Here is a 20,088-nt window from a genome sequence, read left to right as displayed (position 1 = left end):
TGATCATCCTACATCTTCCTCGCTCTTTTTCTCTTCCTTTCTTCCCTTATACATATCATAAACAAACATTGTGGGATAAAAATGAAAAGAATATGTGAAATTATGAAAATTGCCTGCCGTATGTTAAAACTAGTTTATAATGACGTTGAAAGGATGTGAAGAGCCTTGTCATACACCATTTATCTAGTTGAAGATGAGGATAACCTGAATGAACTGCTGACGAAGTATTTAGAGAATGAGGGCTGGAACATTACATCTTTTACGAAAGGTGAAGACGCCAGGAAGAAAATGACGCCGTCTCCCCACCTTTGGATTCTCGATATCATGCTGCCGGATACCGACGGCTATACATTAATAAAAGAAATCAAAGCGAAAGATCCTGACGTGCCGGTCATTTTTATTTCCGCCCGAGATGCAGATATTGACAGAGTGCTTGGCTTAGAGCTTGGCAGCAATGACTACATTTCAAAGCCGTTTCTGCCGCGGGAGCTGATAATACGTGTACAAAAGCTGCTGCAGCTCATTTATAAGGAAGCTCCTCCTGTACAAAAAAATGAAATCGCCGTCTCTTCGTATCGGGTCGCCGAAGACGCCCGCGAGGTCTATGATGAAAACGGAAATATCATCAATTTGACGTCGAAGGAATTTGATCTGCTGCTTTTATTTATCCATCATAAAGGACATCCATACTCTCGAGAGGATATTCTCGTAAAAGTATGGGGGCATGACTACTTCGGCACAGACCGGGTTGTTGATGACCTCGTCCGGAGACTGCGCAGAAAGATGCCTGAATTGAAGGTGGAGACGATTTACGGGTTCGGCTACAGGATGATGTCATCATGAAAAACAAGCCGCTCGCGTTTCAAATATGGGTTGTCATATCCGGCATCCTGTTAGCGATATCTATTTTACTGCTAGTGTTATTTTCAAACACGCTGCGCGATTTCTTTACCAATGAAACGTATACGACAATTGAAAATGAGCAGCATGTTCTGACGGAGTACCGCCTGCCGGGTTCAATTGAAAGGCGCTATTACAGTGAAGAAGCCACGGCGCCTACGACTGTGCGCTCTGTGCAGCACGTGCTCCTGCCCGAAAATGAAGCTGCTTCTTCAGACAAGGATTTGAGAATCCTGTCATCTTCGTTTATCCATAAGGTGTACAAGCTGGCTGATAAGCAGGAGGCCAAAAAGAAACGGTACAGCGCCGACGTCGATGGAGAGAAAGTGTTTTTTGTCATTAAAAAGGGGCTTTCCGTCAATGGACAATCAGCCATGATGCTCTCCTACGCGCTTGATTCCTATCGGGACGATCTGGCCTATACCCTATTCAGACAGCTTCTGTTTATTTTAGCTGTTGTCATTTTATTAAGCTGGATTCCAGCCATTTGGCTTGCGAAGTATTTATCAAGGCCTCTCGTGTCATTTGAAAAGCACGTCAAACGGATTTCCGAACAGGACTGGGATGACCCAGTGAAAGTGGATCGGAAAGATGAAATCGGCAAATTGGGCCATACCATCGAGGAGATGCGTCAAAAGCTTGTGCAAAAGGACGAAACAGAAAGAACCCTATTGCAAAATATCTCTCACGATTTAAAAACACCGGTTATGGTTATCAGAGGTTATACACAATCTATTAAAGACGGGATTTTTCCTAAAGGAGATCTTGAAAATACAGTAGATGTCATTGAAGGCGAAGCCCTTAAGCTGGAGAAAAAAATAAAGGATTTATTATATTTAACAAAGCTGGATTATTTAGCAAAGCAAAAAGTGCAGCACGACATGTTCAGTATCGTGGAAGTGACAGAAGAAGTCATCGAAAGACTGAAGTGGGCGCGGAAAGAATTATCGTGGGATATTGATGTAGAAGAAGACATTCTGATGCCTGGCGATCCGGAGCAATGGAACAAACTCCTCGAGAATATTCTGGAAAATCAAATCCGCTATGCTGCGACAAAAATAGAAATCAGCATGAAACAAGATGATCGGAATATCGTGATCACCATCAAAAATGACGGTCCGCATATTGAAGATGAGATGCTCTCCAGCCTCTATGAGCCTTTTAATAAAGGGAAGAAAGGCGAATTCGGCATTGGTCTCAGCATCGTAAAACGAATTTTAACTCTTCATAAGGCCTCTATCTCAATTGAAAATGACAAAACGGGTGTAACATACCGCATAGCAGTGCCAAAATAGACTGTAGATGTTGTTGCAGTCTATTTTTTTATGTGAAAGAATAGCCGTTAAAGTCTCTGTAATTTGTTTTGAGCGGCTGTTTGCATTGATGAACCCATTTTTTCTCTGACAAGGTCTGCTTCGGATATTTGACTTTCTCCACTTTGATTCCTCTGTTTCGCAAGCGGCTGATCATTTCGTCCAATTCTCTCATTCTAGATTCACCCTTTCGCTTGAGCTTTGACCGTTCGGTCATCTCAATTTATAATATAAATAATACATGATAAAAAAACAAGTTACAATAAGGTTAATTTTATAACAGAAGGTGTGACTATATGGTCATATCCTGCAGGCCTCCGGGCTCCGAAAGGGTGGAACCATTGAAGGAAAAAGAAAAGCTGATTATTGAAACAGCCTTAAAACTGTTTGCCCAAAAAGGATACAACTCAACATCAGTACAGGAAATCGCAAAAGAATGCAAAATATCTAAAGGCGCTTTTTATATTTATTTTCCTTCGAAAGAAGCGCTTCTTCTCTCTATGCTGAACTACTATTATGATAAAACGTTTACCCGAATTTTAAATCTTAAAACGAAGGGCGACAGCCCCAGAACGGCTTACCGCAAACAGCTGACCGTGCTCTATGAAAACATCCTTGAACACAAGGATTTTATCAGCATGCAGATGAAGGAAGGCTCTCTGCCTTACACAGAGGAAGTGGAGCAATGCGCAAAAAAAATCCGCCAGTCCTCACTTCAATTTCATATCGACAGCCTGCTGAACATTTACGGAAAAAAGGCGGAACCGTATACTGCAGAGCTTTGTTTCTTAATAGAGGGCATCAGCCAGATTTACCTGGAATGCATGATTTTGCTCGGGTACACTGTGAAGCCGGATCAATTAGCTGATATCATTATTAATAGAATTGATGATATGGTAAAAGGCATGTCTGAACGAAACGATAAGCCTTTCATCACATTGGAAGAGGCAAGCTCTTTATTTGGGCCTCTTACGCACGGACGGCCTGACCCGCTGACTGAATCGATTGTGAAAAGCCTTCGTGACAAAATTAACAGCTTAAACACAAACTCCTCTCTTGAATTATCGGAGAGCTTGGACATACTTGAAGCAGAAATGAAGAAAAAAACACCGAAGCTGGCGATCATAAAAGGAATGATCCATAACCTGACGGAGTCTGAAGCTCTCGCCAAAGATGCAGAGCAGCTTAAATATCTATTAAAACAGCAACATATTTAGAAGAACGGCTGCTTTAAAAGCAGCCGTTTTTTCTTTCTATTACGCCTTTGGTTTTACCATATCTTCCGGTTTAACCATTTCGTTAAATTGCTCCTCTGTCAGCAATTCAAGCTTCAATGCCGCTTCTTTCAGCGTCAATCCCTCTTTATGGGCAAGCTTGGCGATTTTCGCCGCGTTTTCATATCCGATATGCGGATTCAGCGCCGTAACAAGCATTAATGAATTTGACAGGTTTTCCTGGATGGTTTCTTTATCTGGCTCAATACCTACAGCACATTTATCATGGAATGAATTCATGCCGTCACTCAGCAGCTGCACAGACTGCAGGAAGTTGTAAATAATCACAGGCTTAAACACGTTCAGTTCAAAGTTACCCTGACTCGCTGCAAAGCCGATTGTCGCATCGTTCCCCATGATTTGCGCTGCGATCATTGTCAATGCTTCACTTTGTGTCGGATTGACTTTACCAGGCATAATGGAGCTGCCCGGCTCATTTTCTGGGATGACAATCTCCCCGATGCCGCAGCGAGGTCCGCTTGCAAGCCATCTGACATCGTTGGCGATTTTCATTAAGTCAGCCGCAAGCGCTTTTAATGCGCCATGCGCATAAGTAATTTCGTCATGGCTTGTCAGCGCGTGGAATTTATTCGGCGAGCTGCTGAACGTTTGGCCGGTCAGTTTTGTGATCTCTTCTGAGACAAGCTCTCCAAACTCTGGGTGAGCGTTGATTCCCGTACCGACAGCCGTTCCGCCGATTGCAAGCGCGCGCATTTTGTCTGTCGCTTCTAGAATCATTTCCTTCGAACGATCCAGCATGTACACCCATCCGCTGATTTCCTGTCCAAGCGTCAGAGGCGTAGCATCCTGAAGGTGGGTGCGTCCGATTTTGACAATATCATTGTATGCTTTCGCTTTTTCATCCAATGTGCTGCGAAGCTGGTCAAGCGCCGGCACAAGCTGCTCGTAAACAGCCAAAACGGCAGCAACGTGCATCGCAGTCGGGAATGTGTCGTTTGAGCTTTGGCTGCGGTTCACGTCATCATTTGGATGAATCGTTTGATCAGAGTTCTTTTCTTTTAATAAAGCAGTCGCGCGGTTGGCCACCACTTCGTTCATGTTCATGTTACTCTGTGTGCCGCTTCCGGTCTGCCATACGACAAGCGGGAAGTTGTCATCGTATTTGCCTTTGAGCACATCATCACAAACCGCTGCAATCGCTTCCGCTTTTTCCGCATCCAGATTGCCGAGGCGTTTATTAGCGAGCGCTGTGCTTCGTTTTAATATTGCAAACGCCTTCACAACTCGCATCGGCATTTTTTCAGAACCGATCTTAAAGTTCTCCTTGCTTCGCTGTGTTTGGGCGCCCCAAAATTTATCAGCAGGAACTTTTACTTCTCCCATGGTGTCTCGTTCAATTCTGTATTCCATTTATGTATCCCTCCATAACGGTTGCTTCAATAGATCATAATTCGCCAGTGATATAAAAAATCCTTTTTATTTTTCGATCTTGGCAGATTTTAATTTTAATTCAAGATATACGCGGGAATCCTTAGAATATTTGTACTTCGGATTCGTCCTGCCGTACTCCTTTGATGTATAAGAGACATCATAATGCTTTTCAAATGATCTGATGAGCTGTTCGATTTCTTCTTGTTTTCCTGCAAGCCTTACCTGTGCCACTTCATTTCCTCCGCTTTCATAAAAAAACTGCTGCCATGAAATACTGTAACACAGTATATCATTTTTTTAACAGGAAAAGATAACCTCTACTAAGGTTTTGAATAAGAGGTGACCTCGTTGGAACAAACAGAATTTAAGGAATATATACACGATAATTTAGCATTGGTGCTTCCAAAATTAAAAGAAAACGATGATCTCGTAAAAAACAAAAAAATGCTCGCCAACGGGCTTGTTTTTTACTATCTCTATTTTAGTGAGCTGAATGATCAGAAGAAGGTTTCAGATTCGATTAAAACCTTAATCAAAGATGAGGAGACCCTGACGCTTGACCAAGTCAAAAAACGCCTTGACCAGCTTGACGCAAGACCCGTTGAAACCGTAAAAAAAACGATCGAGTCCATTCTCAGCGGCAATTGTGCTGTGTTTATCAACGGATTGGACAAAGTCTATATTCTGTCTACAGGAAAGAAAAAAACAAGAAGCCTGGCAGAGCCGACAACTGAAAAAGTGGTTCGCGGCCCAAAAGTCGCGTTTGTAGAAGATCTCAATACAAATCTCGCTCTGATCAGACAAAGAACCTCTCATCCGAAATTAATCACAAAAAAAATCATGATCGGCCAAAACAAGCTGAAGCCGGCGGCCATTATGTATATTGAAGGGAAAGCAAAAAATTCCGTCATAAAAGAAGTGAAGGCGCGGCTTAAAAATGTCCAGCTGGAGGATATCCAGGACAGCGGAACGCTTGAGGAGCTCATTGAAGATAATAAATACTCGCCGTTTCCGCAGATTCAAAATACGGAAAGGCCTGACAAGGTATCGTCGGCCCTGTTTAACGGCCGTGTGGCCATTTTGGTCGACAGTTCACCATTTGTGCTGCTGGTCCCGGTTTCTCTCGGCATACTGATGCAGTCCCCGGATGACTACTATGAACGCTGGATTTCAGCATCTCTTATCCGGTCGCTGCGTTTCGCTTCTATCTTTATCACCTTGTTTTTGTCATCGATTTATATTGCACTTGTGTCATTCCATCAAGGGCTGCTGCCGACCGCGCTCGCCGTTACGATTTCGGCAAACAGGGAAAACGTGCCGTTTCCGCCGATATTTGAAGCCTTGCTGATGGAAGTGACAATCGAGCTGCTAAGAGAAGCCGGGCTGCGCCTCCCCAATCCGCTCGGCCAGACGATTGGTCTCGTCGGGGGCGTTGTCATCGGACAGGCAGCTGTAGAAGCCAACCTTGTCAGTTCGATTATGGTTATCGTTGTCAGTGTCATTGCCCTAGCATCCTTTACCGTTCCCCAATACGGAATGGGTCTGTCTTTCCGCGTGCTGCGTTTTATTTCGATGTTTTCAGCCGCAATACTCGGGCTGTACGGGATTATTTTATTTATGCTGGTCGTTTATACGCACCTAACGAGACAAACGAGCTTTGGATCTCCGTATTTTTCGCCTAATGGATTCTTCAGCCTGAAAAATACAGATGATTCCATTATCCGTCTACCAATTAAAAACAAACCAAAAGAGGCGAATAATCCAAATGAGCCAAAAACAGACTCCACTGAAACTTAATACCTTTCAAGGTATTTCTGTTGTTGCAAATACAATGCTCGGGGCCGGTCTTTTAACATTGCCCCGAGCGCTGACCACCAAGGGTAATACTCCTGACGGCTGGATTGTGCTGATATTAGAAGGTGTCATTTTCATTTTTTTCATTTATTTAAACACGCTCATTCAGAAAAAACATCAATATCCCTCACTGTTTGAGTATTTGCGGGAAGGCCTTGGGAAATGGATTGGCAGCATCATAGGGCTTTTGATCTCCTGCTATTTTATCGGAGTGGCCAGTTTTGAAACCAGGGCGATGGCTGAAATGGTGAAGTTTTTCCTGCTTGAGAGAACACCGATTCAGATTATTATTTTAACGTTTATCTGCTGTGGCATCTATTTAATCGTTGGGGGGCTCAGTGATGTTTCGCGGCTGTTTCCCTTTTATTTAATGGTAACGATTATTATTTTACTGATTGTGTTTGGGATCAGTTTTAAAATTTTTGACATCAATAATTTGCGACCTGTATTAGGTGAAGGCCTTGGCCCCATTGCGAACTCGCTAACTGTTGTTTCCATCTCTTTTTTAGGAATGGAAGTGATGCTGTTTCTTCCTGAACATATGAAGAAAAAGAAATACACATTCCGATATGCATCTATAGGATTTTTGATTCCGATTGTATTATATATCCTTACGTATATCATCGTTGTCGGGGCTTTAACGGCTCCCGAGGTAAAAACACTGATCTGGCCTACCATTTCTCTCTTTCAGTCCTTTGAACTCAAAGGCATATTCATTGAACGATTTGAATCGTTTTTACTGATCGTCTGGATCATCCAATTTTTCACAACGTTCGTCATCTATGGATATTTCGCCGCTAACGGGCTGAAGAAGACGTTTGGATTATCGACTAAAAAAAGCATGGTTCTCATCGGCGCGGCTGTCTATTATTTTTCCCTATGGCCGGATGACTCCAATCAGGTCATGATGTACAGCAATTATCTCGGATACATTTTCATCTGCCTGTTTCTGCTTCCCTTCATTCTCTTTTTCATTGTAGCTCTCAAAAGGAGGATTTCAGCAAAATGAAATTCCGGATTTTAAGTATGTTCATATGCACCCTATTGCTGTCCGGATGCTGGGACAGCCGGAATATTGAGGAATTAAGCCTGATCATCGGTGTTGGCTTAGACAAGCCGGATGATAAAAATTTAGAACTGACACAGCAGATTCTCGTGCCGAAAAAAATCAGCGCCAAGGAAGGCTCTTCATCTGATCCGACACAGCTTGCAATCACAAAGGGTGAAACTGTCCATCAAATGATGAGAACATCTGCATTAAAGCATAACCCTACGTTTTCTCAGCATCTGCGTCTCATTCTGTTTTCCAAGAGCGTGATTGCGGATCAGATTGGAATGGACGCAATCATTAACCAGTTTGTCAGAGACAACGGGACAAGGAGGAGTTCGTACGTCTTTGTCACCGATGGACGGACTAAGGATATATTTAAAATGAATGATCAAGGCGAACCCGCATCTAATGTGATTTACGATCTGACAGAGAATAATGCGGTAACGATCAGAATGATGGAGCCTGTTACATTGGGGGAGATCTCAGAACACTTGACCTCTGACGATTCGTTCCTCATCCCTCATGTCGGTAAGGAAAACGGCAAACTCGCGATAAACGGGGCTGCCATCATCAAAAATAAATTATGGAACCGCAATTTAACACCGGTTGAGGTTCAAAATATCAACTTATTTACAGGCACTGTCGAAGGAGGCGTCATTGATATGAGGCATAATGGCAATCTTTTTTCTTATGAAGTGTACTCCAGCAATCGCAAGATCAAGACAGACTACAAAGACGGGAAGTTCAAATTCACCGTCACACGCAATATTGAAGGTCGTTTATCAGAGGACTGGAATCCGAATGAAGATTCATTTAAGGATTCATATATCAAAGATATTGAAAAGACAGTCGAAAAACGATTACAAAAAACAGTAACAGCATTTATTACAGGCACACTGCAGAAAGATATCAAAGCAGATGTCACCGGGCTGGGAAACGAGGTCAGAATTCATTATCCTCAAAAGTGGAAAAAGATTGCAAGAAAATGGGATGATGATTATTTCAGCAATGCGGAAATAGACTACCGGGTCAATGTGGTTGTCAGAGACTTCGGGACGAAAGGCGCAAACAAATAGCAGACGCCTATTTTACGAGGTGATTTCGGTGTGCATACACCGCCGCCTGCGTCCGGTCACTGACATCCAGTTTTGATAAAATATTGGTGATATGGGTTTTGACTGTTTTAATGGTGATAAACAGTTCCTCGCCTATTTCTTTGTTTGTTTTTCCTTCTGCGATCAGGCAGAGAATTTCGAGCTCCCGTTTCGTAAGTGATTCATGCGGGAGCGCGTGTTCACCTGAGTGGCGCAGCCGGGATAATACTTTTCCCGCCACTTTTGATTCCAGCTTTGGCTCTCCCTTGCTTGCGGCGCGGATGGCATCGGCGATTTCTGCAGCTTTTGAGGTTTTCAATAGATAGCTGAGCGCGCCCGCTTCAATGACCGGGTATACTTTGTCATCATCAATGAAGCTTGTGAGCACAATAATTTTAGGATCTGGAAGCTCCCGGCAAATTTGTTTTGTGGCTTCAATGCCATCCATGCCCTCCATAACAAGATCCATTAAAATGACATCAGGCGACAGTTCAGCAGCAAGCCGCACGCCTTCGCTGCCGTCAGACGCTTCGCCGATGACTTCAATATCGGGCTGCGCCTCCAAAAAAGCCGCGAGCCCCATTCTGACCATTTCATGATCATCAATCAATAATACTCGAATCACGTTCGTTCTCTCCTTTTTCTTCCGGGAAAATCGGAACCTTCACTTCGATTTGTGTGCCTTTCCCTTCTACTGAAATCACTTCGGCGACCCCGCCGATTTCGCTTGCACGTTCTTTCATAGAGTTCAAGCCGTATGAAGATGCTTTCACCTGATCCATTTTAAAGCCTTGTCCGTTATCAATCACCTTCAGCCGGAGCTGATTGTTCTTTACACCCAGAATCACGGATACTTTTGAGGCTTTTGAATGTCTGAATACGTTTGAAAGGGCCTCCTGAACGATTCTGAACAAATGATCTTCCATACCCTTGGATATGGGCGTGTCCTGAATATCCCACTCAATATCAAGCGGCTGTTTCTTCCGGAACTCGTCCAAAAGCTCTGTAAGCCCCTCTTTCAGTCCTTTTCCTTCAAGGGTAACAGGCCTTAAATGGAGCAGCAGCGCCCTCATTTCATTTTGGGCTTCACCTGCCATATGCTCGACCAGCTTGATCCGCTTGACCGTTTTATCATCAGCTTCCTTGACGTGTTCCAACACAGCTGATGTCATCATCGATATTGCAAAGAGCTGCTGGCTGACTGCATCATGAAGATCTCTTGCCAATCGCTGGCGTTCTTCTGTGATGACCGACTTCTTCATTTGCGCCTGCCATTCCGCACGTTCGTTGGAAAGTTTCTGCAAGGAAGCGACTTGAAGCTCCACGCGCTTCGCCATTTCATTCAGCTGATCGGCGGCCAGTCCGATTTCATCATCTCCAAGCGGCGGTATTCGATAAGCGAAATTGCCGTTTTCAAAGGTTAAAATCGATTCGACTAATGTATCAACCCTTGTCTTCAGCCGGTTGCCGTACATATACCCTGAGGCAAAACCGACCGTCACGCTGATCAGCAGCAATATCAGGATAAATGGAATTCCAAACCAGCTTGACGACAGCAAAACAAGCGGATCGAGCCGATAGTAAAACATCATAAAGGAAATCAAGCAGGCAAAAAGGAGCAGGCTGATTCCCGTTGTCATGCGGATGGCGCGCCACTGGAGGCTCGCAAGCATTTTTTTTCTCATACGTACTTCACATCCACATCACCGATAAATAAGGAAACGGACACTTTGACCCGGCGCTTTGACTCACTGAAATCGGATGACGCAGCATATACCTTCGTGCTTAATCCGCTTTTCTTCGAGCCGATCAGATTGATATCACCGATAAAAACAGCTGAGCTGACGGCCACTTCAAGGTCTGATGGTACATAAATATCAACGTTTCCAATGACTCCGCTAATGACGATTGTACTTTCTCCCTCGGGAATCATCGCTTTAGACAAGTCGATTTTGATATCACCGATAAAACCAGAGATATTTAAATCATTCAGGTCAAACGGCTGCTTCATCATTTGCAGCTCTCCGATAAAAAAGCTGCGCATATCGGGATGTTTCACATCTTTTGGCGGCTCATGCTGTTCTTTTTTATTGAGATCGACCCGTTTTTCATTTGGTTCAAATATCGGCTTTCCTTTGACAAGCCTGTAGCCGGCGTAAATCAGAAATGCGGCAAACGCATAGCCGAATAAATTAAAGGTGATGCTGAATAGGTTTTTCAAAAATAGAAATGCGGCAAAGATGTACATGACGGAACCGAGCCAATCACGGGAATATTTTTTTAAGAAATAGCCGGCAATCAGAAAAAAGAGCGGCCAAAACAGCAGATCGCCTATTCCGATAATTTGCAAAAACATACTGATGCCGAATAAAGCAATAATAAATCCAAGAAGCTGTTTTTTTGTCATTCCTGGTGTCCGCCTCCTTTCTTCTGCCTAGTGCTACCGTATCGCTAGATCCCCGCTGTCCGTTTTGATATCGATTGGATTCCGGCCGCTTCCTTGCGAGCCTGTGATTTGATGATGATCTTTATGTGCTGTATCAGCAAATGAATACGGCGAACTGATGCTCCCGCTCGCTGATTTTGCATTGACTGTAAAGCTGCCGTTTTTGGGAAGGCTCAAATCAGCATCGCCGCTTGTCAGCGTGACAGATACAGGGCCCGTTACCTTTTTCAGTGCAGCATCAAGGTTTCCTGAAGTCATCTTCACATCAAGAGATCCTGATACATCAGCCAGCTTTGCGTCTCCTGAAGCTAACTCAATGCCAGCTGTTTTGGAGACGGCATTTGAAATGGTGACATCTCCGGATGATCCCTTCACTTTCAGGTCTTGAAGGCGGACGTCCGTCACTCTCATATTTCCGCTCGCAGATACTGCGTTCAGCCCCGAAAGCGCAAGACGATGATTCCCGGCCACAGACACGTCACCGCTTGAGGTTCGCACCGTCAGATCACCTTTATAATCATACGGAAGCCGGACGACAAGGGAAGAACGGTTAAACCCATTCAAAAATTGAAATTCTTTTTCCTTTGCGGTCAGCTCCAGTTTTCTTCTGTTTTCAGTAACAAATAACTTCCCGGAGTCTCCTGATATGCCTGCCGATATGTCATTTCGTTCTTCCGCTATGATCCGGACATTCTTGTTATCCGAATCAATGACCACGCTGCCGATGTCCCGCGGCGATGCGCTGGCTGAATCAGCTTCTGTGCCGCTTACGAAACCCAAGCCTGCAGCATACACGTCTTTTACCACGACGGCGAAAAACATTAGAATACCGGCAATGATCAGCAGTTTGCCCAGCATTTTTTTCATTCGATTTCATCCTTCTCATTCATTCTATTATAAAGGAAAAGCCTATGAATTGATACGTGCGGAAGGGAAGGACTTGACCGCAAATCCTTCCCCGTTCCGCTTATTCATTTGCTGCTTTTGACGTCTGGTCTGATTTTTGCAGTGAGAGCGATCGCATTTTTTCAATCTCCGCTTCCACATCATCTGCGTATTCTTTGCGTGTGAGTTCTGTGCCGGCTTCAGCTGACTTTGAATAATTCGCGCGGATTTCCATTTCCTCAATACGGTTTTCAATACGCAAAAATTCACGATACGCGCTTTCGCTGTCAATTTTGTCAAATGTCATATTCATATGCTCTTTTGCTTTCGCGGCATTTGCGCGGGCAATCAGCGCCTGTTTTTTATCCTTTACGTCCTGAAGCTTTGTTTCAAGTGCAGCCAGCTGTTCTTTTAGCTCAGCCAGCTGGCTGTTCGCTTGTTCATAGGACGCTTTATGCTCAGCCGCCTTCCCTTCTAAGTACTTCATTTCAGTTAGCGCCTTTTTCGCCAGTTCTTCTTCGCCTGAGTCAAATGCGAGCTGTGCCTGATTTTTGCGTTTTCCAGCCACTTCAGCTGCTTCTTCAAATTTTTTCTTGAATTGATAGGCAATCGTGTGCTGTTTTATAATCGTTTGTTTTGCTTTGGCAATGTCACTTTCCATATCACGTACATATTGATTCAGCATCACCTTTGGGTTTTCTATTTTATCAAGACCTTCATGAACTGACGCAACAAACATATCTCTGATTCTTTTTAATACCATACCTGATTCCTCCTAATATGCTGATATTATTTTTTCTTCAAAAATTCTTCCCATTCGTCATCAAAGTGAGATTGGTAGCCAGCTGAAGCCGGTTCAGGATCAAAAGATGACACACCGTTATCAGCCGATCCGTTTTTCATCAGCTTCCAGCCGTAATACACCATAGCGGCCGCCAGCGCAATTCCGACGACAAACGGTAGTGAACAAATGAGCATGATCGCTCCGATACCGCCCAAGATGATTCCTGTGATGGTTTTTCCTGCAGCAAACCTTTTGATTCCTGCGTATGTCATCAAGCCCCCGATGGCGAGCGGGATTATAAAGCCGAAGCTTCCTCCTCCAAAAAAGACGGAGATCCCAAATACAATTAATAAGAATCCGCCTATTGTTTTCGTGTTTATCTTCATGCAGATCCTCCTTTCGTTTTCCTTGTCTTCATCTTAAACAAATTAGCATCTGCGCAAAACGAATCAGAGATTGATTTTTATATAAGACCGGAGTCGTATCTTGTGCCGGACCCATAAGCACAAAAAAACGCCATGCACGCGGCATGGCGTTTCAAAACCCTTTACAGATGAACACTTGCTTCCCTTTCTTTGATCAGGTCGGACCGTTCTGCTTTAGCCAGCTTTGTGAACAGCAAAATGCCGATACCCGCAATAATTTCGACAACCCCTCCAACAGCGATCACAGGTCCTGAACCAAAGGCGTTTGCGGCATACCCGCAAATGACAGCTCCGGCAGGTATGGAAATATTTGAGATCATATGTATAACGGCGTAGACCTGCGGCTGATCCTCACTATCCACAGATGTCTGGATAATCGTGTACTCTGGAACATTAACAGCACTGACTGCGGCGCCAAAGGTAAACGCAGCGAGAAAGACGAGCGGCAAAAAGGTATTCATACCGGTAATAAAGAAAGCCAATCCTTCAATAATGCCGGCAGTTACAAATAATAGGCCGTATCTGTTTACTTTGACTTTCGCCAGCACAAATCCCAATAAAAATGCGCCTGCGGCGGTGGTGGCCTTTAAAAGCGAGTAAACGATCGGCTGGCCGTTTAAATCTTCTGCAACGTAAACGGCTGAGAGCGCTTCCCAAGGGGCAGCCGCGAAATTCATAAAAATACAATAAATGGCGAGCGGATATAAAATCTGATGTCTTCTGACGAGCGTAAAACCGCGTTTCAGTCTTCCGATATATGTGCCTCTCTGCGTAACGGCAGCAGACTCTGATTGAGATTCAACCGCAGTGTACTTAATAAAAAGGACGAGAAAACCAGAAACCAAATAGAGAACAAGTGCGATAAGCATTGTATAAGAAGGGCTGATAAATGTAAGAAAAGCGCCGCATAACGTGACAGCTCCGAGCCGGACAATTTGAGCGGAGGATTGTAGCACAGCGTTTGCTTTTTGAATGCCCTCTTCATTTACGATTTGGGGAATCAAAGCTATGGAGGCGGGATTGTAGGCGGCGCCCGTAGCAGAATGCACAATCATAAGCGTCATGACAAACCACAGCGGAGAAAAGCCCGCAAAATGACACAGAGGAATAATCAAGACAATCGCAGCCCTTGTCAGATCTGAAAAGTACATCCAAAATTTCAGCGTGTTCTGTTTCATGAAAGGACCCGTCACAGGTGCCAGTACAGCTTCCGGCAGAAAGGTAACAGCAATCAATAAAGCAGTGCCGATCGCACCTTTGCCGTCATAAATTAAAAACCATAATATTGAATTAAATGCGAACATATCGCCGGATATCTTGACTATTCTTGAGAAAAAAAGATAATTGAAATTTCTCTTCCAGATGCTATCACTTTCAATTAAATTCACCATCTATCAGAGCCCCCCCACTGCCTATTTTTTACATCTATTTGTTCCAATATCTCATTTTTCCATTTTTCAGTCAATAATTCATAAGGTTCATTTTTTGTCGTAAAATGGGAGATTGACAGAATGAAAAACAAAAAAGCCGGCATGTAGGGAATACGCCGGCTTTTATTTTCTCTTTTTATGATTCGCTGCTGTTTCGGTCCCGAAACACAATAGCACTTCTTTCATATTCTACATCGTCAATGCCGCTTCTCACGTTTACAACCCGTGCGGCAGCAAAGAAATAGTCGGACAGACGATTCAAATAACGAAGCACTGTTTCATGGATCTCCTCCGTTTTCATCAGCGCCACCACTCGGCGTTCCGCCCGCCTAGCAATGGTGCGCGCCGCATGGAGAAGCGAAGCGCCCTTCGATCCGCCCGGAAGAATAAATTTCTTCAGTTCTGGCGCTTCTGATGTATAGGCATCAATGCGCGTTTCTAAAAAGGAAACGGATTCTTCCTTTAGTTTGTAGTCTTTTCTATCTGTGACAATTGCCAGATCGCCTCCGCAGTCAAACAGCTCATGCTGGATGATCAGCAGCTCGGCTGTCAAATCTTCAAAGCCGGGCTGCCCGGAAAGCTCTGACAAAGCAAGCCCAACAAAGCTGTTCAGCTCGTCAATCGTGCCGTAGCTTTCGACGCGGAGGCTGTCCTTGTCCGTTCTGCCTCCGACTAAGCTCGTTTGTCCCTTATCGCCTGTTTTTGTATATAGTTTCATACATGTGTCTCCTTTACAGACTTATTCAAACAGCTCTGCAGCCTCTTTTACACATTCAGCTGTTCCTATCTGTATCAATTGATTCAGCCGCTTTTCTGTGTTTTCAGATTGCTGAGTTTGTGTCGCAGCGATGAGAATATCACCCTCTGCCCGTCCGTCTCCCAGCACTTTCATCCGTTCTGCTTCGGCAGTCATGAGAGCTCTGACAAAGCATTGATCTGCCGCATAGCCGTTGATCAAAATCCATATCGAAAAGCCGGTCATGACACATATCAAAATGGATAGCTCTCCATCTTCATACGTTCGATACATGAAACGGTCAAGCCTTCCCGGCGAAGCCATCGCACAAGTTTCCGGCAGATGAAAACCGTTTTCTGACAGATAGGCCGTAAGCCTTTCTATAGGATCTGACTGAACTGGCAGCCGTTTATGTATCAGCGTTCTGCTCCACGAAAACCCTGCACCGACAGGCGCTGAGGACAGTGTACGAAGTGGGATTTCCGTTTGCAGAAGAATGTCATCATGCCCCGTTTGAAGCAAAGATTCAAACGGGATAGGCTGCTGCTTCACACTGTCTTTTTCAGGCTGTATCGCAATCATCGGTTTTGGGGAGCTGTGATGGACCAAGGTGGTGACATCTGTATCGTACACGGCCTTTATGTGATGTTCTGTGACCGCATATTCCGGCTTTTGCTTAGGCCCGGCTGTACCATTTTTCATAAACAAGAGCTCATCACAGTACAGGCTCGCGGTGTTCAAATCATGAAAAACGCTGACAGCTGCCAAACCGTTTTCTCTTGTCAGGCGTTTGATGAGATCAAGCAGTTCTTTTTGATAAGCCAAATCGAGAAAATTTGTCGGCTCGTCCAAAAATAAAATACGCGGCTGCTGCGCCAAAGCTTGGGCCAAATACACCCGCTGCTGTTCCCCTCCGCTTAGATCGCGGATCGATTTTCCTGCAAAAGCGGCCACTCCGGTTTGCTCCATTGCTTCCTGTACAATGGCTTCATCCTTTTCAGTCTGCTGTCTGAACAGCCCTGTTTGGAATGGATATCTGCCGAAGGCTACAGTTTCTTTGACGGTAAAGGTAAAGGCTTGATCCGTTTTTTGCGGCAGGACGGCCATGATTTGCGCCAGTTCCTTCGGTTTATAGTCTGCCAGCGGTTTGCCAGCCAAATAAACACTGCCTTCCTTGGCCGGCAGCGTACCAGTCAGCAAGTGTAAAAGCGTGGTTTTTCCGCTTCCATTAGGGCCGAGAATACCGAGAAATTCACCCTTCTCCACTGTTAAGCTGACATTGTTGATCAGCCGGCTGTCTCCGTATCCTCCCGACAGCCCTTCTGCCTTCATCATAAGCTTCTCCCCCCGCGGTGCTGCCGAATTAAAATAAGGGCAAAAACAGGTGCCCCCGCCAAGGACGTAATAATCCCAATCGGCAGTTCAATCGGCTCAATGATCGTTCTGGAAAGCAGATCAGCTAAAACAAGAAAACCTGCTCCGAGCAAGGCGGACAGCGGCAGTAAATGCCGATGGTCCGTTCCCCACAAAAGCCTTGTGATATGCGGAATCACAAGACCGACAAAGCCGATCGTGCCGGATACAGCCACAGCGCTTCCCGTCAAAAGAGAGCCAGCTATCAAAATCAGCATTTTTCTCTGCTGAACGCTGACTCCGAGAAGCTTTGCTTTGTCTTCTCCATATGTCATTACGTTCAGCTCTCTTCCATTGACGATCAGTAAAACGGTTCCCAAAAGAAAAAACGGGAGAAACAGAACAACATAACTCCAGCCCCTCATGGAGACACTGCCGAGCAGCCAATGCACAATCGGCAGCAGGTTGTCGCCTGTCAAGGCAATGATAAGAGAAATAAATGCGCCCAAAAAAGAGTTAATGATGACACCGGTCAAAATCAGGGTAGAAACAGACATTGAAGCATGAACGAGGCGGCTGAAGGAAAGGACCGCCGCCATCGTGGCAAGTGCCGCGGCTACACTCACAACCGGGAGTGTAAACCCTCCGATGACAGGAAGCTGCAGGCTAAAGAATAGGGTCACAACCGCTCCGACTGAAGCACCGGATGAAACACCAAGTGTGTAGGGATCAGCAAGCGGATTTTTCAACAGTCCCTGAAAAGCAGCCCCTGCGATAGAAAGAGCCGCCCCCACAAGGGCGGCCAGCACAACTCTCGGCAGTCTGATATTCATCATAATATTGGTGTACATCGGGTCATCAGAGCCGATAGAGCCGCCAAAGCCTTCATGCCAAAAGACACGAAAGATAGCAGGTATAGGAATTTGCAGGCTGCCGCAAGAAATTCCTAATATGATGCTCACGGCTAAAAATGAAAAACTGATGATATATGCGGCGTAACAATTATTCCTTAAACGTATCCGGGTAAATGCTTTCCGCAAGTTCTTCGACCCCTTCGATCAGACGGGGGCCGGAGCGTGTCACAAGATCAGGATCCACATCATACACGCGATGATGTTTCACAGCATCGATTTCGCTCCAGCCATCGCGTTTTTCCACTGCTTTCGCTTTCACTCCGTCCGTTGTAACGATAGCATCAGGATTGAGTTTTACGATCGCCTCGTCTGTCATTTGCACCCAGCCTGTTTGGTCCGCTGCTGCGTTTTTAGCATGGATGACATTCAGCATTTCATTCATAAACGTGTCTTTTCCGGTTGTGTAAATGTCAGGATCAGGAGAAACCTCGATAAAAACGCTTTTCTCCTCGTCTTTTGAAATGGTTTTCGCTTTTTCTTGAATATCCTGCAAATCGGATTTCATGCTTTTCACGAGCTGATCGGCTTTTTTCTCTGCCCCGGCAGCTTCTCCGATCATTTCGATTGATTTGTACACCTCGGAAAATGATTGTGCATCATTGACAGTCAGCACGGTAATGCCCGCGTCCTTCAGCTGTTTGATGGCATCCGCTGACGCTGACATGGAAGACTCATGGGCAAGAACGAGATCCGGCTTGAGAGAAATGACTTTCTCAACGTTTACATTCATATCTCCGACCTTATCAACCTTTTTGACTTCCTTTGGATATGTATCGTTTGTGGTGACGCCAACCACTTTGTCACCGAGGCCGAGAGCGTATGTAATTTCTGTGTTGCTAGGCATTAATGAAACAATCTTTTTCGGCTCCTTTTTGATTGTCACATCTTGATTTGACGCATCATCAATGGTGACAGGAAACGCTTCTGTCTTTTGTTTTGCCTTGGAATCCTCCTGATTTGCAGCATTTCCGCAGCCTGTCATCACAACAGCAGCCAGCAGAAGCGCAGTCCATATTCCAGCTAGTTTCTTCATAACCTTTCCTCCTAAGTGAACTAAAAAAAGCATCTCTACGATGGTAAAGATGCTGTAAACAACACAAAAAAGCCTATTGTTTACACATCATCTGTCCTCGCAGACTTCGTGCTGATCAAACAGGCAGGTATCCTGGCTCTTGGCGCTATAGCCAATTACAGTGGCGGGACCGCACCGGCTTTTACCGGTTTCCCTATTAAGCCGGCTGTTGTTCACGGACCGGCACCTATTTGACATTCGTATCCTTTTTTCGGAGTAATTATACTATATGACTGACAGGCTTGTATATGCGTCCTGAATGACTTTTCCCCGGTATATGTATGGGAGCAAAATCCTCGTAAACACTAAATTTGATCTTGTATACTTAATACCATCATCAATAAAAAGGAATGATTCTTATGGATTTACAGCTCAGAGACAAACTCGTCTTAATCACCGGCTCAACTTCAGGTATCGGGAAAGCTGCAGCAAAAAGCTTTCTGCAAGAGGGTGCGGCTGTCATTGTCAACGGACGCAAACAAGAGACTGTCGATCGCACAGTTGAAGAGCTTTCTGCATATGGAACCGTGCACGGTGCGGCTGCCGATTTGTCAAAAACAGATGAAGCAACGGCTTTTATTGAAAAAGTAAATGAAATCGGTGATATCGATATCCTTGTCAACAACCTTGGTTTCTTCGAAGTAAAAGACTTTGCCGATGTAACAGATGAAGAGTGGAATCAATATTTCGAAGTGAACGTGATGAGCGCGGTTCGGACAAGCCGTCACTTCCTTCCAAAAATGCTTGCCAAAAACAGCGGACGCATTTTAAATATCGCAAGTGAAGCAGGCATCAAACCGCTTCCAACGATGATTCCATACTCCATGACAAAAACGGCGCTGATCAGCCTTTCAAGAGGGATGGCTGAAATGACGAAAGGTACGAATGTCACAGTAAACTCAGTGCTTCCGGGACCTACATGGACAGAGGGCGTGGCATCCTACATGGAAGGCGCCGCACAAGCTGCCGGCCAGGATACAGATACATTCATTAAGGACTATTTTAAAGTCAATGAGCCGACTTCTCTTATTCAGCGATACGCGACAGCAGAAGAAGTTGCTAACACGATCGTATTCCTCGCGTCTGACGCCGCATCTGCCATCAACGGCACGGCACAGCGTGTGGAAGGCGGCATTATCCGTTCTCTGTAATATGTAAAAAACGC

21 protein-coding genes and 1 riboswitch are annotated in these 20,088 nt (G+C 44.9%); of the genes, 7 read left to right on the top strand and 14 right to left on the bottom strand.

The genetic code is table 11. The features are described 5' to 3' along the window. The first annotated feature begins 165 nt into the window (after window positions 1-165). Together cssR and cssS are read left to right on the top strand one after the other, a co-directional pair. A complete protein-coding gene (cssR, locus tag LWH95_RS01355) occupies window positions 166-843 on the top strand; it encodes a secretion stress-responsive two-component system response regulator CssR (RefSeq protein WP_232918805.1) in 678 nt (225 codons plus the stop codon). Next, window positions 840-2,195 carry a secretion stress-responsive two-component system sensor histidine kinase CssS gene (gene cssS / locus LWH95_RS01350; protein WP_060399453.1) on the top strand — a complete coding sequence of 452 codons (1,356 nt, stop codon included), beginning with the start codon at window positions 840-842 and terminating at the stop codon, window positions 2,193-2,195. Before cssR ends, cssS begins: the two co-directional genes overlap by 4 nt. Before the next feature lie 28 nt (window positions 2,196-2,223). Here cssS and spxO read toward each other — a convergent pair whose 3' ends face one another. Further along, window positions 2,224-2,388, bottom strand: coding sequence for an anti-adapter protein SpxO (gene spxO, locus LWH95_RS01345; RefSeq protein WP_003221681.1), 165 nt, complete (start codon window positions 2,386-2,388; stop codon window positions 2,224-2,226). Window positions 2,389-2,554: 166 nt separating this feature from the next. Between spxO and LWH95_RS01340 the strand changes: the two genes are divergently transcribed. Continuing rightward, on the top strand, window positions 2,555-3,430 hold the full coding sequence (locus LWH95_RS01340) for a TetR/AcrR family transcriptional regulator (protein WP_232918804.1): 876 nt from the start codon (window positions 2,555-2,557) through the stop codon (window positions 3,428-3,430). 39 nt (window positions 3,431-3,469) lie between these two features. Here the strand turns inward: LWH95_RS01340 and fumC are convergent, their stop codons facing one another. Further along, a complete protein-coding gene (fumC, locus tag LWH95_RS01335) occupies window positions 3,470-4,858 on the bottom strand; it encodes a class II fumarate hydratase (RefSeq protein WP_003240775.1) in 1,389 nt (462 codons plus the stop codon). A gap of 66 nt (window positions 4,859-4,924) precedes the next feature. Next, window positions 4,925-5,110, bottom strand: a complete 186-nt coding sequence (locus tag LWH95_RS01330) for a YvzF family protein (RefSeq protein WP_003221676.1) — start codon at window positions 5,108-5,110, stop codon at window positions 4,925-4,927. A gap of 117 nt (window positions 5,111-5,227) precedes the next feature. On the opposite strand from LWH95_RS01330, the gene gerAA reads away from it, so the two are divergent. Genes gerAA through LWH95_RS01315 form a run of 3 tightly spaced genes read left to right on the top strand, consistent with a single transcriptional unit; the run spans window position 5,228 to window position 8,860 of the window. Continuing rightward, the gene (gene gerAA, locus LWH95_RS01325) at window positions 5,228-6,676 is read left to right on the top strand and encodes a spore germination receptor protein GerAA (RefSeq protein ID WP_003240771.1); all 1,449 of its coding nucleotides are present in this window, start codon (window positions 5,228-5,230) and stop codon (window positions 6,674-6,676) included. Beyond that, complete coding sequence (locus LWH95_RS01320; protein ID WP_133486075.1) at window positions 6,645-7,742, top strand: spore germination protein; 1,098 nt, start codon at window positions 6,645-6,647, stop codon at window positions 7,740-7,742. Before gerAA ends, LWH95_RS01320 begins: the two co-directional genes overlap by 32 nt. After that, window positions 7,739-8,860, top strand: a complete 1,122-nt coding sequence (locus LWH95_RS01315) for a Ger(x)C family spore germination protein (RefSeq protein ID WP_133486073.1) — start codon at window positions 7,739-7,741, stop codon at window positions 8,858-8,860. Before LWH95_RS01320 ends, LWH95_RS01315 begins: the two co-directional genes overlap by 4 nt. 7 nt (window positions 8,861-8,867) lie before the next feature. Here the strand turns inward: LWH95_RS01315 and liaR are convergent, their stop codons facing one another. The 11 genes from liaR to LWH95_RS01260 all read right to left on the bottom strand — a co-directional run bounded on the left by liaR (window position 8,868) and on the right by LWH95_RS01260 (window position 18,884). After that, window positions 8,868-9,503, bottom strand: coding sequence for a two-component system response regulator LiaR (gene liaR, locus LWH95_RS01310; RefSeq protein WP_003240766.1), 636 nt, complete (start codon window positions 9,501-9,503; stop codon window positions 8,868-8,870). Further along, window positions 9,481-10,563: a two-component system sensor histidine kinase LiaS gene (liaS, locus tag LWH95_RS01305; RefSeq protein WP_133486071.1), complete on the bottom strand. Its 1,083-nt coding sequence runs from the start codon at window positions 10,561-10,563 to the stop codon at window positions 9,481-9,483. The genes liaR and liaS overlap by 23 nt, the downstream gene beginning before the upstream one ends. Next, entirely contained in the window at window positions 10,560-11,285 is a 726-nt protein-coding gene (gene liaF / locus LWH95_RS01300; RefSeq protein WP_003240762.1) for a LiaRS two-component regulatory system accessory protein LiaF, read from the bottom strand. The genes liaS and liaF overlap by 4 nt, the downstream gene beginning before the upstream one ends. 33 nt (window positions 11,286-11,318) lie before the next feature. Then, window positions 11,319-12,191 (bottom strand): LiaG family protein, encoded by an 873-nt coding sequence (gene liaG, locus LWH95_RS01295; protein WP_232918803.1) that lies wholly within the window; start codon window positions 12,189-12,191, stop codon window positions 11,319-11,321. A gap of 100 nt (window positions 12,192-12,291) precedes the next feature. Then, entirely contained in the window at window positions 12,292-12,972 is a 681-nt protein-coding gene (gene liaH / locus LWH95_RS01290; protein WP_232918802.1) for a stress responsive protein LiaH, read from the bottom strand. Between the two features lie 26 nt (window positions 12,973-12,998). Continuing rightward, entirely contained in the window at window positions 12,999-13,379 is a 381-nt protein-coding gene (liaI, locus tag LWH95_RS01285) for a cell envelope stress-induced membrane anchor protein LiaI (RefSeq protein ID WP_232918801.1), read from the bottom strand. Between the two features lie 161 nt (window positions 13,380-13,540). After that, a complete protein-coding gene (locus LWH95_RS01280; RefSeq protein WP_060399460.1) occupies window positions 13,541-14,809 on the bottom strand; it encodes an MFS transporter in 1,269 nt (422 codons plus the stop codon). 175 nt (window positions 14,810-14,984) lie between these two features. Then, entirely contained in the window at window positions 14,985-15,566 is a 582-nt protein-coding gene (locus tag LWH95_RS01275) for a cob(I)yrinic acid a,c-diamide adenosyltransferase (protein ID WP_232918800.1), read from the bottom strand. Window positions 15,567-15,587: 21 nt separating this feature from the next. Beyond that, the gene (locus tag LWH95_RS01270) at window positions 15,588-16,916 is read right to left on the bottom strand and encodes an ABC transporter ATP-binding protein (protein WP_232918857.1); all 1,329 of its coding nucleotides are present in this window, start codon (window positions 16,914-16,916) and stop codon (window positions 15,588-15,590) included. Further along, window positions 16,916-17,977, bottom strand: coding sequence for a FecCD family ABC transporter permease (locus tag LWH95_RS01265; protein ID WP_232918799.1), 1,062 nt, complete (start codon window positions 17,975-17,977; stop codon window positions 16,916-16,918). Before LWH95_RS01265 ends, LWH95_RS01270 begins: the two co-directional genes overlap by 1 nt. After that, window positions 17,940-18,884 (bottom strand): ABC transporter substrate-binding protein, encoded by a 945-nt coding sequence (locus LWH95_RS01260; RefSeq protein WP_232918798.1) that lies wholly within the window; start codon window positions 18,882-18,884, stop codon window positions 17,940-17,942. The genes LWH95_RS01265 and LWH95_RS01260 overlap by 38 nt, the downstream gene beginning before the upstream one ends. 105 nt (window positions 18,885-18,989) lie before the next feature. Then, window positions 18,990-19,129: riboswitch (cobalamin riboswitch) on the bottom strand. Window positions 19,130-19,282: 153 nt separating this feature from the next. Here LWH95_RS01260 and LWH95_RS01255 point away from each other — a divergent pair. Beyond that, complete coding sequence (locus LWH95_RS01255) at window positions 19,283-20,074, top strand: SDR family NAD(P)-dependent oxidoreductase (RefSeq protein ID WP_232918797.1); 792 nt, start codon at window positions 19,283-19,285, stop codon at window positions 20,072-20,074. The last annotated feature ends 14 nt before the right edge of the window (window positions 20,075-20,088 follow it).

It is taken from the genome of Bacillus sp. G16 (genome assembly GCF_021282335.1).
GTDB classification, from domain to species: Bacteria; Bacillota; Bacilli; order Bacillales; family Bacillaceae; genus Bacillus; species Bacillus inaquosorum.
The sequence above is the reverse complement of the archived record's forward strand: the minus strand, read 5'-3'. Positions and strand labels throughout refer to the sequence as shown.

What these genes read in the sequence shown, in the direction of transcription:
- cssS (WP_060399453.1), top strand. Translation starts at nt 840, where the DNA reads ATGAAAAACAAGCCGCTCGCGTTTCAAATATGGGTTGTCATATCCGGC.
- spxO (WP_003221681.1), bottom strand. Translation starts at nt 2,388, where the DNA reads ATGAGAGAATTGGACGAAATGATCAGCCGCTTGCGAAACAGAGGAATC.
- fumC (WP_003240775.1), bottom strand. Translation starts at nt 4,858, where the DNA reads ATGGAATACAGAATTGAACGAGACACCATGGGAGAAGTAAAAGTTCCT.
- LWH95_RS01320 (WP_133486075.1), top strand. Translation starts at nt 6,645, where the DNA reads ATGAGCCAAAAACAGACTCCACTGAAACTTAATACCTTTCAAGGTATT.
- LWH95_RS01315 (WP_133486073.1), top strand. Translation starts at nt 7,739, where the DNA reads ATGAAATTCCGGATTTTAAGTATGTTCATATGCACCCTATTGCTGTCC.
- liaS (WP_133486071.1), bottom strand. Translation starts at nt 10,563, where the DNA reads ATGAGAAAAAAAATGCTTGCGAGCCTCCAGTGGCGCGCCATCCGCATG.
- liaF (WP_003240762.1), bottom strand. Translation starts at nt 11,285, where the DNA reads ATGACAAAAAAACAGCTTCTTGGATTTATTATTGCTTTATTCGGCATC.
- liaG (WP_232918803.1), bottom strand. Translation starts at nt 12,191, where the DNA reads ATGAAAAAAATGCTGGGCAAACTGCTGATCATTGCCGGTATTCTAATG.
- liaH (WP_232918802.1), bottom strand. Translation starts at nt 12,972, where the DNA reads ATGGTATTAAAAAGAATCAGAGATATGTTTGTTGCGTCAGTTCATGAA.
- liaI (WP_232918801.1), bottom strand. Translation starts at nt 13,379, where the DNA reads ATGAAGATAAACACGAAAACAATAGGCGGATTCTTATTAATTGTATTT.
- LWH95_RS01280 (WP_060399460.1), bottom strand. Translation starts at nt 14,809, where the DNA reads ATGGTGAATTTAATTGAAAGTGATAGCATCTGGAAGAGAAATTTCAAT.
- LWH95_RS01275 (WP_232918800.1), bottom strand. Translation starts at nt 15,566, where the DNA reads ATGAAACTATATACAAAAACAGGCGATAAGGGACAAACGAGCTTAGTC.
- LWH95_RS01270 (WP_232918857.1), bottom strand. Translation starts at nt 16,916, where the DNA reads ATGAAGGCAGAAGGGCTGTCGGGAGGATACGGAGACAGCCGGCTGATC.
- LWH95_RS01260 (WP_232918798.1), bottom strand. Translation starts at nt 18,884, where the DNA reads ATGAAGAAACTAGCTGGAATATGGACTGCGCTTCTGCTGGCTGCTGTT.
- LWH95_RS01255 (WP_232918797.1), top strand. Translation starts at nt 19,283, where the DNA reads ATGGATTTACAGCTCAGAGACAAACTCGTCTTAATCACCGGCTCAACT.